The organism is Pseudomonas sp. 44 R 15 (assembly GCF_900004965.1).
Classification (GTDB): domain Bacteria; phylum Pseudomonadota; class Gammaproteobacteria; order Pseudomonadales; family Pseudomonadaceae; genus Aquipseudomonas; species Aquipseudomonas orientalis_A.
In genome coordinates this window covers 1-14,467 of record NZ_CVTU01000030.1, presented here as the reverse complement: position 1 = coordinate 14,467, position 14,467 = coordinate 1, and the positions used below count along the sequence as shown (strand labels likewise).

The following is a 14,467-nucleotide window of genomic DNA, read 5'->3' as shown; positions in this document are numbered from 1 at the left end:
GATTCGGCGGCGGTGGCTGAGATGCATGGCTGACGGCGTTCGATAGTGGGGCAGGCAACACCGTTAAATGTGGGAGGGGGCTTGCCCCAGATGGTGGTGGGTCAGTTGATACATCCGGTGCTGACACTCCGTCATCGGGGGCAAGCCCCCTCCCACAGTGTCCGCGTTCCAGTGCCTGGATTCGGCGGTGGGTGAAATGCTCACTGCATTCAAGGCACCTTCTGACTCCTCCCTTTCTCCGAGGGTGACTGCCTGATGCAGCCGCCCCTCGGCGTCCCCATTTCCCCCTCCCGTCAAAAAAAAGCTTTCCTGACGGACAGGAAAATTCTGACATTTGTTCCTACACTCAAAATCACAGTGCTATCCCGAGTACTAAGCACAAGGAACGTCAAAGTAATGTCATACAAAGGACCAATCAGGATGCATAAAATACCATCCTCGCCTTATGGTCAATTTATTGACTACGCCAGAATAGAAACTCTTTCAGCCACTTCCTCCGCCAAATTACATTCATTTGGATGTCTCCACGTGAATGAACGGTTGTGTTTTAACCAGATGTAGCTCGCGGGCGACTGGGTCCATCAGTCGCGCAAAGAACCTGGTATGCAATGAGGGATGTTGGTATGCGCGAGAAGTCATCTGTCGTCAGCTTGTTCCTGACCCGGGCCGGGTTCGTTGAGTTTTTTATTGTTTTTGTCAAGTTGGGCCACGGACTGAGCGCCATTTTTCCACCGTTGTTCCTGGCGTTTGTCCTCGACCCGATGGACCCCGAGATGCGCTCGCACTTCCTCGGGCTGTTGCTGTTTTTCGCGGTGTTGACGATCATTCTGTTCCAGGCCTTGGGGATCTATTCCGAAGAGCTGTTCAGCAACCGCTTGCGCCTGCGCGCGAAAATCGTGGCATGGTCGGCGGCGTTCTGCATCCTGCTGTTCATGTACCAGATCCTGCAATTCTTCCCACAGTTGACCCCACGCAACCTGGTGGCCTGGTATTTCGCCAGCCTCGCGCTGTTCTGCCTGGAGCGTCTGCTGATGCTGCGCCTGTACCGCAGCCTGATGCGCAAGGGCAAATTCCTGCAGCGCACGGTGATTCTGGGCTTCACCGATACCGCCATACATGTCGCCGACCACCTGCAACGCAATGGCGATATCCGCTCCGGCCTGATCGGCTTTATCGACGACCGCACCGAACGCATTCCCAAGGAACTCAGCAGTCTGCCTTTGCTGGGCAATACCCGCGATCTGGAAAAGCTGATCCGCGCCGAGCAAGTCAACCAAGTGATGATCTGCCTGCCGTGGGCCGCCGAGCAGCGTATTCACGGGTTGGTCAACCGCCTGCGGCAGATGTCGGTGAACGTCATGCTGGTGCCGGACATGGCCGCCCTGCGCTACGGCCACAGCCGCATTACCGATGTGGGCGGCATCCTGATGTTCAATACTTCGCAGTTACCGCTGCGCGGCTGGTCGCCCGTTATCAAGCGCTGCGAAGACTTGCTGCTGGCCAGCGTCGCCCTGGTGGTGCTGTCGCCGGTGATGCTGCTGACGGCGATCGCCATCAAGCTCGATTCCAAGGGTCCGATTCTTTTTCGCCAGAACCGCTACGGCTACAACGATAATGAAATCCGTGTGTTCAAGTTCCGCTCGATGTTCACCGACCAAAGCGACTTTACCGCCGAACGCCAGACCACCCGCCAGGACCCGCGCATCACCCGGGTCGGGCGCATCATCCGCAAAACCAGCATCGACGAGCTGCCGCAATTGTTCAACGTACTGCTGGGCAACATGTCCATGGTCGGCCCGCGCCCCCACGCCACCGCAACCAAGGCGGCAGGCGTTGCCTTTGAGGTGGCGGTCAGCGAATACAGCTCGCGGCACCGGGTCAAGCCGGGCATTACCGGCTGGGCGCAGATCAACGGCTACCGGGGCGAAACCGATACCCTGTTCAAAATCCAGAAACGCGTCGAGTACGACCTGGAGTACATCTCCAAATGGTCGGTGTGGTTTGACTTGTACATCGTTTTCATGACGGTCCCGGCCGTCCTTTCCACCAAGGAAGTCTATTGATGAATACACTCAACGGATTGATTCCCTGCATCATTTCCGGTGGTTCGGGCACCCGCTTGTGGCCGGTGTCCCGGCAGAACATGCCCAAGCCGTTCATGCGCATGCGCGACGGCCAGAGCCTGCTGCAGAAAACCTTCCAGCGCGCCGCCCGCCTGCCCGGTGTGGATAGCGTGCTCACGGTGACCAACCGCGACCTGCTGTTTCGCACCCTGGACGACTACCGCAGCGTCAACAAGGCCCACCTGCCCCTGGACCTGCTGCTCGAACCGTTCGGGCGCAATACCGCTGCGGCCATCGCCGTGGCGGCGCTGCATGTGCAGGAACATTTCGGTGGCGAGGCGCAACTGCTGGTGATGCCCGCCGACCACCTGGTGCTGGATGAAAGCGCGTTCGCCGAGGCGGTGACCCAGGCCCGCGAACTGGCCGAAGCCGGCTATCTGGTGACCTTCGGCATCCAGCCCGACCACCCGGAAACCGGCTTCGGCTATATCGAACAAGGCGAAGCGCTGAGCCTGGGCAACCGGGTCAAGCGCTTTGTCGAAAAACCCGACCTGGCCACCGCCCAAGCCTACCTCGACGGCGGCAAGCACCTGTGGAATGCCGGCATGTTCTGCTTCAAGGCCAGCACCCTGGTGGATGAACTGAACACCCACGCGCCCGACGTGCTGAGCGCCGCACGTGCCGCCCTCGAGCACAGTCAGCACCTGCAAAACAAAACCTCGCGCCAGCGCGAACTGGACAGCGATGCCTTCGCCAGTGCGCCGGACATCTCCATTGATGTGGCGCTGATGGAAAAGTCCCAGCAAGTGGCCGTGGTGCCGTGCGACATCGGCTGGAGCGATATCGGTTCCTGGGAAGCCCTGCGCCAGCTCACCCCCAGCGATGCCCAGGGCAACCAGGTCAATGGCGAAGCGATCCTGCACGACGTGCACAACTGCTACATCGACTCGCCCAAGCGCGTACTCGGTGCGGTTGGCGTGCGTGACCTGATCATCGTCGACACCCCCGACGCCCTGCTGATCGCCGACGCCAACCGCAGCCAGGACGTGCGCTACATCGTGGCCGAGCTCAAGCGCCAGAACCATCCGGCCTTCAGCCTGCACCGCACCGTCACACGGCCGTGGGGCACCTACACGGTGCTGGAGGAAAGCAGCCGCTTCAAGATCAAGCGCATCGTGGTCAAGCCCCAGGCGTCGTTGTCGCTGCAAATGCACCACCACCGCAGCGAGCACTGGGTGGTGGTCAGCGGCGCGGCGCAGATCACCAATGGCGAACGCGAATTCCTGATCAACGCCAACGAATCCACCTACATACCGGCCGGGCACAAACACCGCCTGACCAACCCCGGCATCATCGACCTGGTGATGATCGAGGTGCAGAGCGGCGAGTACCTGGGCGAAGACGACATCGTGCGGTTCGATGACATCTACGGGCGTGCGCCTGCCGACGTGAAGAAATGACATGCGCACTTCGTTGATCATCCCGACCCGTAACGCCTCCAGCCACCTGGCGCGGCTGCTGCCTGCACTGAAGATGCAAACCCTGCAGCCGGACGACATGCTGGTGGTCGACAGCGCCTCCAGCGATGACACCGTGGCGCGCTTTCGCGACTACGGTGCGCGGGTCGAGGTGATCGACGCGCGCACCTTCAATCACGGCGGCACACGGCGCTGGGCCAGCGAGCAAGTCAGCGGTGACGCCCTGATCGTGATGACCCAGGACGCCATCCCCGCCACCCCGGAAACCTTCGCCAACCTGCTCGCGGAATTGCAGCAGGACCCGCTCAACGGCGTGGCCTACGGGCGCCAGTTGCCGCATCCGGATGCCGGTGTGCTGGGCGCGCAGTCGCGTCACTTCAATTATCCGGCTCAAAGCCGCAGCAAGCGCCTGGCCGATGCGCCGGAACTGGGGATCAAGACCTGTTTCAGCTCCGATTCGTTTTCCGTCTACCGGCGCAGCGCCCTGCAGGCCGTGGGCGGCTTCCCCGCCGATGTGATCGGCAGCGAAGACGCCTACGTCGCGGCACGCCTGCTGATCGAAGGTTACACCGTGCGCTACGCGGCCTCCGCGCAGGTGTACCACTCCCACGATTACCGACTCATGGACGAGTTTCACCGCTACTTCGACATTGGCGTGTTCTACGGTCGCGAACCGTGGATACGCCAGGCCTTTGGCGATGCCGGCGGTGAAGGTAAACGCTATGTACTGGCTGAACTCGCGGCATTGCGCGCAGCCGGTGCCTGGCACCGCGTACCCGAAGTGCTGGTGCGCAGCGCGTTCAAGTTGCTCGGCTATCGGCTGGGCCAGCAGGAGCGCCGGCTACCCCTCGCCCTCAAGCGGCGCATCAGCATGTTCCCCGGTTATTGGAGGTGAGCATCATGACCTACAGGAAGTCCTATTTGATGAAACGAACCCTGCTCGTCCTGGCCATGATGGCCCTGGCCGCCTGCAATACGCCCGCGCGCATCGTTGCGCCCGACGACAAGACGGTCGAGGACGGCAAGCGCGCGCTCGACCAGCTTGCCCAACTGCCGCCTGCGGTGGAACGCATCCGCATCGGCGATCAGTTGCGTATCGTGCGCGATGCCGGGGAAATGCCGACGCTGTCGGCGTTCAACGTCAGTACGATCTACGAGCTGACGCTGTACACGGTGCAAAGCGACGGCAAGATCAACTACCCGTTCCTGGGTCCGATCCAGGTGGCCCGACGCACGCCGACGGAAGTGGCGAACGAGCTGACCAACAAGCTCACGCCGGTGTATCGCGAGCCGCGGGTGACGGTAAACATCAACCAGGCGCCGGCCAATTCGATCATTGTCGGCGGCGCGGTGAACAACCCGACCTCGGTGTCGATCGCAGTGGCCAACACCCTGGAGCAAGCCATTATCGGCGCGGGCGGGGTGAACCCGGCGGGCAATGCGAGCATGGTCGCGCTGCTGCGCGAAGATACCCAGGGCGTCTATCGCGCCTACTTCCTGGACTTCAGCCAATACCTCAAGACCGGCCCCAACGGACGCAAACAAGTGCCCCTGCAACGCGGTGACGTGGTGTTCGTGCCCAAATCCAATGTGGGCGAGCGCATCCAGGGCGTGGATACCTACCTGAACCAACTGATCCCATTCACCAAGTCGATCGGGGTTGGCTACAACTACACCCGAACCAGCGGCGGCAGTAACTAAAGGAGCGACATCCCATGATCGAGATCCGTTCTTTTCGCGATCTTCTGCGCCTGTTCTTCATCTTCCGGCATGAGTTCAAGCTGGCGGCCATCGCGGCGCTGGTGATCATCCTGCTGGGGGCGTTCCTGCTGCCGGCCAAGTTCGAATCCACCGCGCGCCTGCTGGTCAAGCCGGGGCGTGATTCGACGCTGCCGATCGAGATCAGCAATCGCCAGGCGCTGGTGATGCCCAGCACCCAGCGCGACCCGATCGTCGATGAGGAACGCCTGCTCACCGGGCGCCCGATCGTACGGGCGGTGGCCGAGCATTACCTGGAAGTCATCGACAAAATGCCGCCGCCCGAAGGCGTCTGGCAACGCACCAAGTACTACGTCAAAAACGGCATCGGCGCAGTGTTCGATGGGGTGCGCGTGGTGTTGGAAACCGTGGGCGTGATTGAACGGACCACGCCGGTGGAGCGCCTCGCCGCGGGCCTGGAGAAGAACTTCGAAGTCAGCCACGCGGCCGGCTCCACGGTGATGGACATCAGCTTCAAGTGGAGCGACCCGCAAATCGCCCAGGCGGTGGTCAAGAGTTGGGTCGAGATCTACATCAACGAACGCACCCAGGCCCTGGGGCGCAAGAGCCTGTACGTCTTCTATGAAGGCCAGGTGTCCAACAGCGCCACCGAGATCAAGAGCTACAAGGAGCAGATCCTTGCCCAATTGAACCGCATTGGCGCGGCGAGCATCACCGATCGCCTGGAGGATTTGTCCGAGCGCATCAACGTGTTGCGCGGTGAAACCTTCAACACCACGCGCTTGATCGCTTCGTCCGACAGCGCCATTGCGAGCACGCGCACCCAGCTCAAGACCCAACCCAAGGAAGTGACCACGGTTCGCCAGATTGCGCTGAACCCGCAGCAGCAGGATTTGCGTCGTCTGCTCAACCAGAAGCTGCTGGAAAAAGCCGACATGATGCGCACCTACACCGATAACGCGCCGCCGGTCAAAGCCCTGGATGCGTCGATTCAGGCGATGCGGGTCCAGGTCGCGAGTGAAAGCAACACCGTGCAAAGTTCGGAAAACCGCGCACCGAACACCCTGGAAATCCACTTGCAGCGTGTGCTGCTCGACGAGTCCAGCAACAACCTGGCGCTGCGTACCCAGCTGGTGCAACAGCAGAAGCAACTGGTCAACCTCGAGGCGCAACGCAAGGAAGCGCTGGAGATTGAACCGGAACTGGCGCGCCTGTCCCGTGAGCTGGGCGCCACCGAGCGCAACTACGCGCTGTACGTGGACAACCTGGAGAAGTCGCGCATCGACCGTGAGTTGGATAACAGCCAGATCAGCAACATCGCGGTGATCGAAGAAGCCACCCTGAACCCGGGCCGCATCTTCCCCAAAACCCTGCTGATGCTGTTGCTGGCGATCCCGTTCGCCATCGTCGTCGGCCTGCTGGTGGTCTACCTGTGCTACCTGCTCGACCAGCGCATTCACGATGGCGGCCTGGTGGAACGCAAGTTCGGCCTGCCGCTGTGGACCACGTTGCCGGAGCTGGACACCAGCACCGCGCAAGGCACCAATGCGTTCAATGCGAGCATTTACCGGTTGTACGGCCTGCTGCAGCTGGACCGCGTGGCCGAACGCGGCCTGACCCTTGGGCTGACCTCGGCGCGCCACGGTGAAGGGGTGACCTTCGTGGTGGAGCAACTGCGTCAACTGCTCCTGGAAAACGGCATCACCGTGCGCATCGGCGGCGCTGATCCTGCGGCGCCAGGCGAAGTGGTGCTGCTGGACGCCTCGGCGCTGCTGGACAACCGCGATGCCTTCGTCAACCTGCTGCGCGCCGACCTGATCGCGCTGGTGGTCGAAGCCCGCAAGAGCACGGTGCCGGTGGTGGAGCATGCGCTGTCGATCCTCAACACGGCGTTCGGCAAAGTCGATGGCATCATCATCAACCGCCGCAAGTTCGAAGTGCCAGCCAAGGTGCTGCGCACCATCGGCAAATACCGGGGGGCGTTCTGATGCGCATCGCCCTGCTTGCCCCCTTGCCGCCGGAAAAAAACGGGATCGCCGACTATGCGAACCATTTCAAGACGGCATTGGAGCAACTGGGCGTGACGGTGCTGACACCGTTGAGCGGCGTGGAAGGCTCAAGCGCGGCGATCAGGCAGGCGGTTGCCGCGTTCGACTGGCGCAGCGTGGACCTGGTCCACGCCGAGCTGGGCGGCGGGCGCCTGGGAGAGTTCCTGGCCTTGCGCGAGTTGCGCAAGGCCTACCCGGACCTGCCGCTGACGGCCACCGTGCATGACCCCGAGCGCATCGTGTGGCGGCGCGAGCACCTGCCCTTCCCGCTCAACCTGCTGGAGCGCCTGCCCAGCCCGTTGCCGCAGGCGGCAGTGGTGCTGGCAGACCCGCTGACCCTGCGTGAAGAACGCCAGGTCGCGCGGGGCCTGACGCGGCTGATCACCCTGACGCGCCTGGGCGCCGATTGCCTCAGCCAGCGCATGCAACTGCCAGCCGGTAAGGTGGCGGTTATCCATCACGCCAACCTGTTGATTCCAGCCGTGGCCCTGCCGCCGCTGGACACGCTGCACCTGCTGTATTTCGGCTTTATCTACCGTGGCAAAGGCATTGAAGACTTGTTGCAGGCCCTGGCCGCCGTCTTCAAGCAAGCCCCACAATTGCGTGACCGTGTGCGCCTGACCCTGGCCGGTGGCACTGCCGCCGAAATGGCGTTTGGCGCGGGCGGTAATTACCTGGAGCAGTTGAACCGCCAGATCGCCGACCTCGGCCTGGCAGGCGTCATCGATTGGCGGCTGAACCTGCCGGCTGACGACATTGCCCAGACGATCCAGGCCCACCATGTGATGGTGCTGCCGTATCGCGAATCGAAAAAACTCGGCCTGCTCGGCCGCCAGCGCGGCACCAGTGGCGCGCTGTCCTGGGCCGCCGCGTGTGGGCGTGGAGCGATTACCTCCGATGCGCGGGCGTTTGCCGAGGAAGTCGCCAGCGGTAACGGCGCGATCTATCCCGAAGGCGATGTGGCCGCGCTGGGCGAGCAGTTGTTGCGCCTGGCCCGTACACCGACCCTGGCCCGGGACTGGGCCGAACGCGCCGGGGCCATCGGCCGCGAACGCTTATGGCCGCTGACGGCGCAGCACTTCAAGCAGCTTTTCGAACAGGCAATTGCGGGAGCCCCGTATGGCGCGTAAACGGACGTATTTCGCCACCCTTGCGCTGGTCGCCGTCCTGGGTCTGACCGCCTTTATCTGGGGGCGCCCGGCCGACGCCGAGAACCACGTGCTCAAAGGCAACAAGGTGGTGGTGTGGAAGGACTTCCTCGGCGTGAACGCGCAGTTCCTGTGGTTCAGCCCCGAGCGCTACCAGTTGCAGATCGACCGCCTCAAGGACCTGGGCCTGGAATGGGTGCGCCTGGACCTGCATTGGGACCAGCTGGAACCCGTCGCCGACCAATACCAGGTGGCGACCCTGGACCAGTTGGTGACCAAGCTTAAAGACAACCAGCTCAAGTCGGTGTTTTACCTGGTCGGCTCGGCGCCGTTTATCACCTCCGCGCCGGCGGGTGCGCCGTATCAGGACCAGTACCCGCCGCGAGACCCGAATGTGTTTGCGCTGCGCATGGCGCTGTTGGCCCAGCGCTACCCCAGCGTCGACGCCTGGCAGGTGTGGAACGAGCCGAACCTGCTGGGCTTCTGGCGCCCGGCGGCGGACCCGGACGGTTATGCCCAGCTGCTGCGCACCACCGCCGCCGCACTGCGCGCCGTCGCCCCGAACAAACCGGTGGTGGCCGCCGGCATGGCGTTTTTCAGCGAAATGCCCAACGGCCAGACCATGCTCGATGCCCTCGATGCCCTCGGCGTGCCGAGCCTGAACACCGTCATGTCCTACCACCCGTACACGCAACTGCCCGAGGGCAACGACCCGGCCAACCTCGACTTCGTGGCCAAGACCACCGCGCTCAACCAGAAGCTGAGGAACAGCGGCGTGAAAACCCTGTGGAGCACCGAGTGGGGCTGGTCGAACTACCTCGGGCCCAAGGAAGCCCAGGACATCATCAGCCAACAGGGCCAGGCCGATTATGTGATACGCCGCCTGGCGCTGATGAGCGCGCTGGATTTCGACAAGATTTTCCTGTTTACCCTGAACGACCTGGATCAGCGCGCCAGCGTGCGCGACCGCGCCTACGGCTTGCTCGATATCGACGCCAAGCCCAAGCCGGTCTACACCGCGTTGAAAAATTTCCTCGACGTCAGTGGCCCGCAATTGACCCCCGGCGACCCGCCCACCGCCGACCAACTGCCCGACGGCCTGTTCAGCATCGGCTGGACCCGCGCCGATGGGCGCAAGTTGTGGTTTTTCTGGTCGGCCGGTGGCGGCAACGCGCACTTGCCGAACCTCGCCAGCGCGACGCTGTATGACCCGTTGCGCGGCACCCAGACACCAGTGAGCGGCACCGACGGGTTGACTGTCCCGGTCAAGTCGAACCTGCAAATTCTGTTATGGGATTGAAGTCCGCCATGCGCATTTTATGGATCCTGCCCTACTCGCCCTGGCCCGCCACCAGCGGCGGCAAGACGCGCCAGTTCCACTTGCTGCGCAGCCTGGCCGCACGTGGGCACCGAATCACCTTGCTGCTGCACGACAAGCAGCCGGTGTCGCTGACCGATCGCCAGGTGCTGGAGGCGTTTCTCGAGCAATTGATCATCCTGCCGCGCCGCCCGCTGCGCAGCGTGAAAACCCTGGCGGCCGGGCTGTTTGCGCCTTACCCGTTGCTGGCCAGCGTCAACGGCCTGTCGGGAGCGCTGCAGGACCGGTTCAACCAACTGCTCAACGAACATTGGGACGTGGTGCAGGTCGAGCACACTTATACCTTCCAACCTTACGAAGATGCGCTGGTGCGTAAATCCCAACCCTTCGTGCTGACCGAACACAACGTCGAGTCGGCCCTTGGCGCGGCCACCTACGACCGCCTGCCACGTTGGGCGCTGCCATTTATTCGCTATGACCAATGGCGCTACACGCGCTGGGAGCGTCGTGTGATGCGCCAGGCCACCCAGGTGGTGGCGGTCACCGACAGCGATGCGCAGGTACTGGAAAAAATCGCCGGCAAACCGGTGCCGGTGGTGGTCAATGGCGTGGACTGCGATCACTTCGCCGCTGCCCGCCCTGACCCGTCGACCCGCCGCGTGCTGTTCCTGGGCAACTATGAGTACGCGCCCAATGTAGATGCCATCGAATGGGCTCTGGATGAAATCCTGCCCAAAGTCTGGGAACACTGCCCCGACGCGCGCATGAGTGTGTGCGGCTTCGGCATGCCCGCCAGTTGGCGCGAACGCTGGCAGGACCCGCGCATCGAATGGCAAGGCTTTGTGCCAGACCTGTTGAGCCTGCAATCGACCTGTTCGGTGTTTCTCGCGCCGTTGCGCCATGGCGGTGGTTCCAAGCTCAAGGTGCTCGAAGCGCTGGCCGCCGGCCTGCCCCTGGCCAGCACCGAACAGGGGGTGTCGGGCCTGGACCTGGTGGACGGCCTGGATTACCTCGGCGGGCAAACCGCTGCCGGCCTGGCGGACGCCGTGGTGCGTCTGTTGCAGTCGCCCGAAACCGCCGCGCCCATGGGTGAAGCCGGTCGCGCCTATGTGCGGCGGGCCCACGACTGGAGCGTTGCCGCCAGCCAACTGGAGCAGGTGTACGCCACCCTGTCGCCGCTCAATCAAAAGGAGCCCGTATGCGTGTAGGCCTGGATTACCGCACCGTCGGCACCTCCCCGCAATCGGGCATCAGCCGCCAGGTGTATGCGCTGGAAAGCGCCCTGCGCAGCGTGCCGGACCTGGAACTGGAGCGCTTTACCGTGGCGCCCCTGGGCGATGAAACACGCTTGCAGGCGCACTGCCCGGCCTGGGGCTGCGCGAAAACGGCGATGCACCAGCCGCACAATCGCCTGCGCTTCGAAGCCGGTTTTTTACCCCGCGCCCTGCGCGAACAGCACATCGACCTGTACATCAGCACCTTCAATATGGGCCTGCCGCTGCCGCCCAGGCCCAATGGACTGCGTACCGTGGTGCTGCTGCACGACCTGTTCCAGATCACCCTGGACAACTACCACGCCAATCGCCTGAAGGCATTGGTGTACAAGACCACCGATCGCCTGTCGATTGCCTATGCGGTACGCAGCGCCGACCGGGTGTGGACACCCTCCCAGTACAGCGCCGACGAAACTGCGCGGTTGTTTCCCCAGGCGGCGGGCAAGATTCGCGTGCTGCCCAATCAGGTGAACGGTTTCAACGAACCGGCGGCGGACCTGTCGGCGCGCCCATTGCCCAAGGGCTTCTGGCTGCTGGTGGGCACCCGTGAATTGCGCAAGAACGTGCCGTTCCTGGTGGACGCCTGGCAACAGGCGCGGCGCTTGTCCGTCAACGTGCCGGAACTGGTACTGGTGGGCAGCCTGGAGCATTTGCCCGAAGCCCAGCGCACGCTGGCGGGCATTCATGCGCTGAGTGGCGTCTCTGACGCCGAGTTGCACGGGCTGTACCGCCAGGCGTCACGTGTGTGGCAACCGTCCTACGCCGAGGGTTTCGGTTTACCGGTGATTGAAGCGCTGAGCGTCGGCACCCCCGTGGCCGTGGCCAGCGGCACCTCGCTCGACGAAATCACCCCGCCGGCGGCACCGCGCTTTTCGCCCACCGACGGCCCTGCCCTGGTGCAACTGATGCTGAGCCTGGGTGAGCGCGGCGATGAAGGCACACCCGAAGACCATCGCCAATGGGCCGCACGTTTCAATCAACACGCCTATCGTCAGCGCCTGGCCGAACTGATCGAGGAACTGAAATGAGACTCTCCCTGGCAAGCCTCGTCGCTATCCTCCTCGGCGTGCTGTTTGGCGTAATCGCCCTGGCGCTGTCACCGGCCAAGGCGTTTCTCGCCGTGATTGGCCTGGCGGCGGCCGTGACCATCCTGCGCTTTCCCTTCTGGGGCTTGTTGCTGTTCGCCCTGGTGGCGACCTTCATGCCCTACTCCACGCTTAACCTGGGCATCCGCAGTACGGTGTGCGAAGCGATTCTTGCGCTGACCTGGGGCGCGGTGCTGTGGCACAGTTTTCTGTCACGCCTGCCGGATGCGCCGCGCCTGGCCCGCCGCCCCACCGACCAGGCGCTGTTGTGGCTGATGCTGTTCAGTGTGTTCCCGTTCATTGTCGGCCAGGTCAGCATCCACGCCGAAAGCAGCGGCGTGGCCAACTGGCTGCGCTGGTTGCTGAATTTGTCGGGGGTGTTTCTCACGGCCAAGTTGCTGGTGGACTACAAGCGCCGCGAAAGCCTGGTGATCGCCCTGCTGCTGGGCACTCTGGCGATGCTGGTGATGTCGATCGCGGTGTTCGTGCGCACGCGCTCCGGGGCGGGGATTGCGCCGATCCTGGCGCTGCTCAATTACGGCAACTTCGACATGTTGAAATTCGGCCTGGAAGCCATGTCGTCGCGCATGGGCTCGCCGTGGATGCACCCGAATGCCATCGGCGGGATCATGGCGCTGCTGCTGCCCCTGGCCTTCTGCTTCGGCATGACCGAACAGGGTTGGAAACGCGCGCTGGGCCTGGCCGTGGCGTGCCTGGGGGCGGCGGCGCTGCTGCTGGCCAGCAGCCGGGGGGCGATGGTCAGCCTGGCGCTGGTGCTCATATGGCTGGCCGGCCGGCGCGTGCCTTACACCGGACGCTTGCTGATGATCGGCGCGGCACTGACCGTGGCGCTGGTCATGGCGTATCCGCCGTTGCAGGAGCGCCTGGCGACGATTTTCTCGTCGAGCAACGCCAGTACCGAAGTGCGCTTCGACGAGTACCGCATGTTCCCGCAGGCCGTGGCGGCGTACCCGTTCGGCATCGGTTTCAAAGTCGACCCGCCGGTACCGGACACGCACTTGCTGGGCATCTCCAACCTGTGGCTGAACTTCATCTACAAGACCGGCGTGGTCGGCATGCTGTTGTTTATCGCGGTCACCGTGCGCTGGTGGCGTGAGGCCCGGCCGGAAAAAGGCCCGATCCGCCTGACCAAGGACAATGCGCTGTGGCTGGGCAGCACGGCCGGGATTCTGTCGGCGCTGGTCAGCGGTTTGTTTGACCACTACTTCAGCTTTGCCGTGGTGATGGTGGCGCTGTTCTGGCTGATGGTGGGGATTAACGTGCTGGAAGCGCGCCGCTTGTTCCCGGCGCGCCTGCCCCAGGTCAAGGCGGTGCTGTATCAAAAGCCGATGCTTGATGGCGCGCGGCCCTGATGCTCGGCTCCGCCGTATGGCTGACCGTGGCGACCCTGTTGGGTCTGTGCCTGGGGTTTGCGCGCGAGTGGTTGCTGGTGGCTGCCTGGGGCGCGGGCGAGCGCAGTGATGCGTTCCTGATCGCCTTGTTCCTGCCCGAGGCGCTGCGCATGTCGCTGGCCGGTGGCGTATTGAGTGCCGCCGCGTTGCCGCTGTATCTGCAACGCCGGGACAGCGAACGCCTGGACTGGCTGGCGGTGCTGTTCCCGGCATTGATGCTGATCGCCCTGCTCACGAGCCTGTTGCTGATGCTGTTGGCGCCCTGGCTGGTGCAGGTGCTCGGCCCTGGGCTGGCCGCCGGCGCCACGAACCTGGCCGCGAGCAATCTGCAGATCGTGGCCTGGTGTGTACCGGGCCTGATGCTGCATGCACTGTTCAGCGTGCCGTTGCAGGCCAGCGAGCGGTTTGTGCTGGCGGGGTTGGGCTCGCTGCTGTTCAACCTGCCGCCGGTGACATACCTCGCGTTGGCAGGCACCGCCAGCCAGCCCCACAGCCTCGCGCTGGCGTGCCTGGTCGGCAGCGCGTTGATGCCATTGGCGTTGCTGCCGTCGATCTGGCGCCAGGGCTGGCGACCCTGGCGCATGCAGCTGTCGCTCGCGCCCTTGCGCGAGCTGGGCCAGCGCATCGGCCCCCTGTTGCTGAGCAACGGTGCCAGTCAGGGCCTGGCGTTGATCGAGCGTCTGGTGGCATCGCTGCTGGGGGAAGGCGCGGTGACCTGGGTCAACCTGGCACGCAAGCTGATGAACCTGCCGCTGATTGCGCTGATGAGCCTCAATCAAGTGCTTCTGGGCATGATGAGCCGGCGTCAGGGCGATGAACGCCTGGCCCTGCTCAAGCGTGGCCTGGAAACCGCCAGCGTGCTGACCTTGCCGGCCGGCGTCGGCCTGGTGGCGGCGGCGCCGAGCCTGGTGGCGCTGCTGCT

The 14,467-nt window shown here is 63.6% G+C and carries 11 protein-coding genes; all 11 read left to right on the top strand.

Annotation, left to right across the window (positions count from 1 at the left end):
* Window positions 1–623: 623 nt before the first annotated feature.
* Window positions 624–2,063: an undecaprenyl-phosphate glucose phosphotransferase gene (locus BFP93_RS02295; protein ID WP_065891802.1), complete on the top strand. Its 1,440-nt coding sequence runs from the start codon at window positions 624–626 to the stop codon at window positions 2,061–2,063.
* A complete protein-coding gene (locus tag BFP93_RS02290) occupies window positions 2,063–3,523 on the top strand; it encodes a mannose-1-phosphate guanylyltransferase/mannose-6-phosphate isomerase (protein ID WP_065891801.1) in 1,461 nt (486 codons plus the stop codon). Before BFP93_RS02295 ends, BFP93_RS02290 begins: the two co-directional genes overlap by 1 nt.
* 1 nt (window position 3,524) lies before the next feature.
* Window positions 3,525–4,436 (top strand): glycosyltransferase family 2 protein, encoded by a 912-nt coding sequence (locus BFP93_RS02285; protein WP_065891800.1) that lies wholly within the window; start codon window positions 3,525–3,527, stop codon window positions 4,434–4,436.
* Window positions 4,437–4,465: 29 nt separating this feature from the next.
* Entirely contained in the window at window positions 4,466–5,242 is a 777-nt protein-coding gene (locus tag BFP93_RS02280; protein WP_065883162.1) for a polysaccharide biosynthesis/export family protein, read from the top strand.
* 14 nt (window positions 5,243–5,256) lie between these two features.
* Window positions 5,257–7,248 (top strand): GumC family protein, encoded by a 1,992-nt coding sequence (locus tag BFP93_RS02275; RefSeq protein WP_065891799.1) that lies wholly within the window; start codon window positions 5,257–5,259, stop codon window positions 7,246–7,248.
* A complete protein-coding gene (locus BFP93_RS02270; protein ID WP_065891798.1) occupies window positions 7,248–8,438 on the top strand; it encodes a glycosyltransferase in 1,191 nt (396 codons plus the stop codon). Before BFP93_RS02275 ends, BFP93_RS02270 begins: the two co-directional genes overlap by 1 nt.
* On the top strand, window positions 8,428–9,756 hold the full coding sequence (locus BFP93_RS02265; protein WP_065891797.1) for a cellulase family glycosylhydrolase: 1,329 nt from the start codon (window positions 8,428–8,430) through the stop codon (window positions 9,754–9,756). The genes BFP93_RS02270 and BFP93_RS02265 overlap by 11 nt, the downstream gene beginning before the upstream one ends.
* Window positions 9,757–9,764: 8 nt before the next feature.
* Window positions 9,765–10,982, top strand: a complete 1,218-nt coding sequence (locus BFP93_RS02260; RefSeq protein WP_065891796.1) for a glycosyltransferase family 4 protein — start codon at window positions 9,765–9,767, stop codon at window positions 10,980–10,982.
* A complete protein-coding gene (locus tag BFP93_RS02255; RefSeq protein ID WP_065891795.1) occupies window positions 10,973–12,076 on the top strand; it encodes a glycosyltransferase family 4 protein in 1,104 nt (367 codons plus the stop codon). Before BFP93_RS02260 ends, BFP93_RS02255 begins: the two co-directional genes overlap by 10 nt.
* Window positions 12,073–13,506, top strand: coding sequence for an O-antigen ligase family protein (locus tag BFP93_RS02250; protein WP_065891794.1), 1,434 nt, complete (start codon window positions 12,073–12,075; stop codon window positions 13,504–13,506). Before BFP93_RS02255 ends, BFP93_RS02250 begins: the two co-directional genes overlap by 4 nt.
* Window positions 13,506–14,467, top strand: a 962-nt coding sequence (locus tag BFP93_RS02245; RefSeq protein ID WP_065891793.1) for a lipid II flippase MurJ, incomplete at its 3' end; no start/stop codon positions are given. The genes BFP93_RS02250 and BFP93_RS02245, both read left to right, overlap by 1 nt.

Bases quoted from the DNA above. Each gene is read 5' to 3' on its own strand.
- BFP93_RS02265 (WP_065891797.1), top strand. From the start codon at position 8,428: ATGGCGCGTAAACGGACGTATTTCGCCACCCTTGCGCTGGTCGCCGTC.
- BFP93_RS02275 (WP_065891799.1), top strand. From the start codon at position 5,257: ATGATCGAGATCCGTTCTTTTCGCGATCTTCTGCGCCTGTTCTTCATC.
- BFP93_RS02285 (WP_065891800.1), top strand. From the start codon at position 3,525: ATGCGCACTTCGTTGATCATCCCGACCCGTAACGCCTCCAGCCACCTG.
- BFP93_RS02260 (WP_065891796.1), top strand. From the start codon at position 9,765: ATGCGCATTTTATGGATCCTGCCCTACTCGCCCTGGCCCGCCACCAGC.
- BFP93_RS02280 (WP_065883162.1), top strand. From the start codon at position 4,466: ATGAAACGAACCCTGCTCGTCCTGGCCATGATGGCCCTGGCCGCCTGC.
- BFP93_RS02295 (WP_065891802.1), top strand. From the start codon at position 624: ATGCGCGAGAAGTCATCTGTCGTCAGCTTGTTCCTGACCCGGGCCGGG.
- BFP93_RS02250 (WP_065891794.1), top strand. From the start codon at position 12,073: ATGAGACTCTCCCTGGCAAGCCTCGTCGCTATCCTCCTCGGCGTGCTG.
- BFP93_RS02290 (WP_065891801.1), top strand. From the start codon at position 2,063: ATGAATACACTCAACGGATTGATTCCCTGCATCATTTCCGGTGGTTCG.
- BFP93_RS02255 (WP_065891795.1), top strand. From the start codon at position 10,973: ATGCGTGTAGGCCTGGATTACCGCACCGTCGGCACCTCCCCGCAATCG.
- BFP93_RS02270 (WP_065891798.1), top strand. From the start codon at position 7,248: ATGCGCATCGCCCTGCTTGCCCCCTTGCCGCCGGAAAAAAACGGGATC.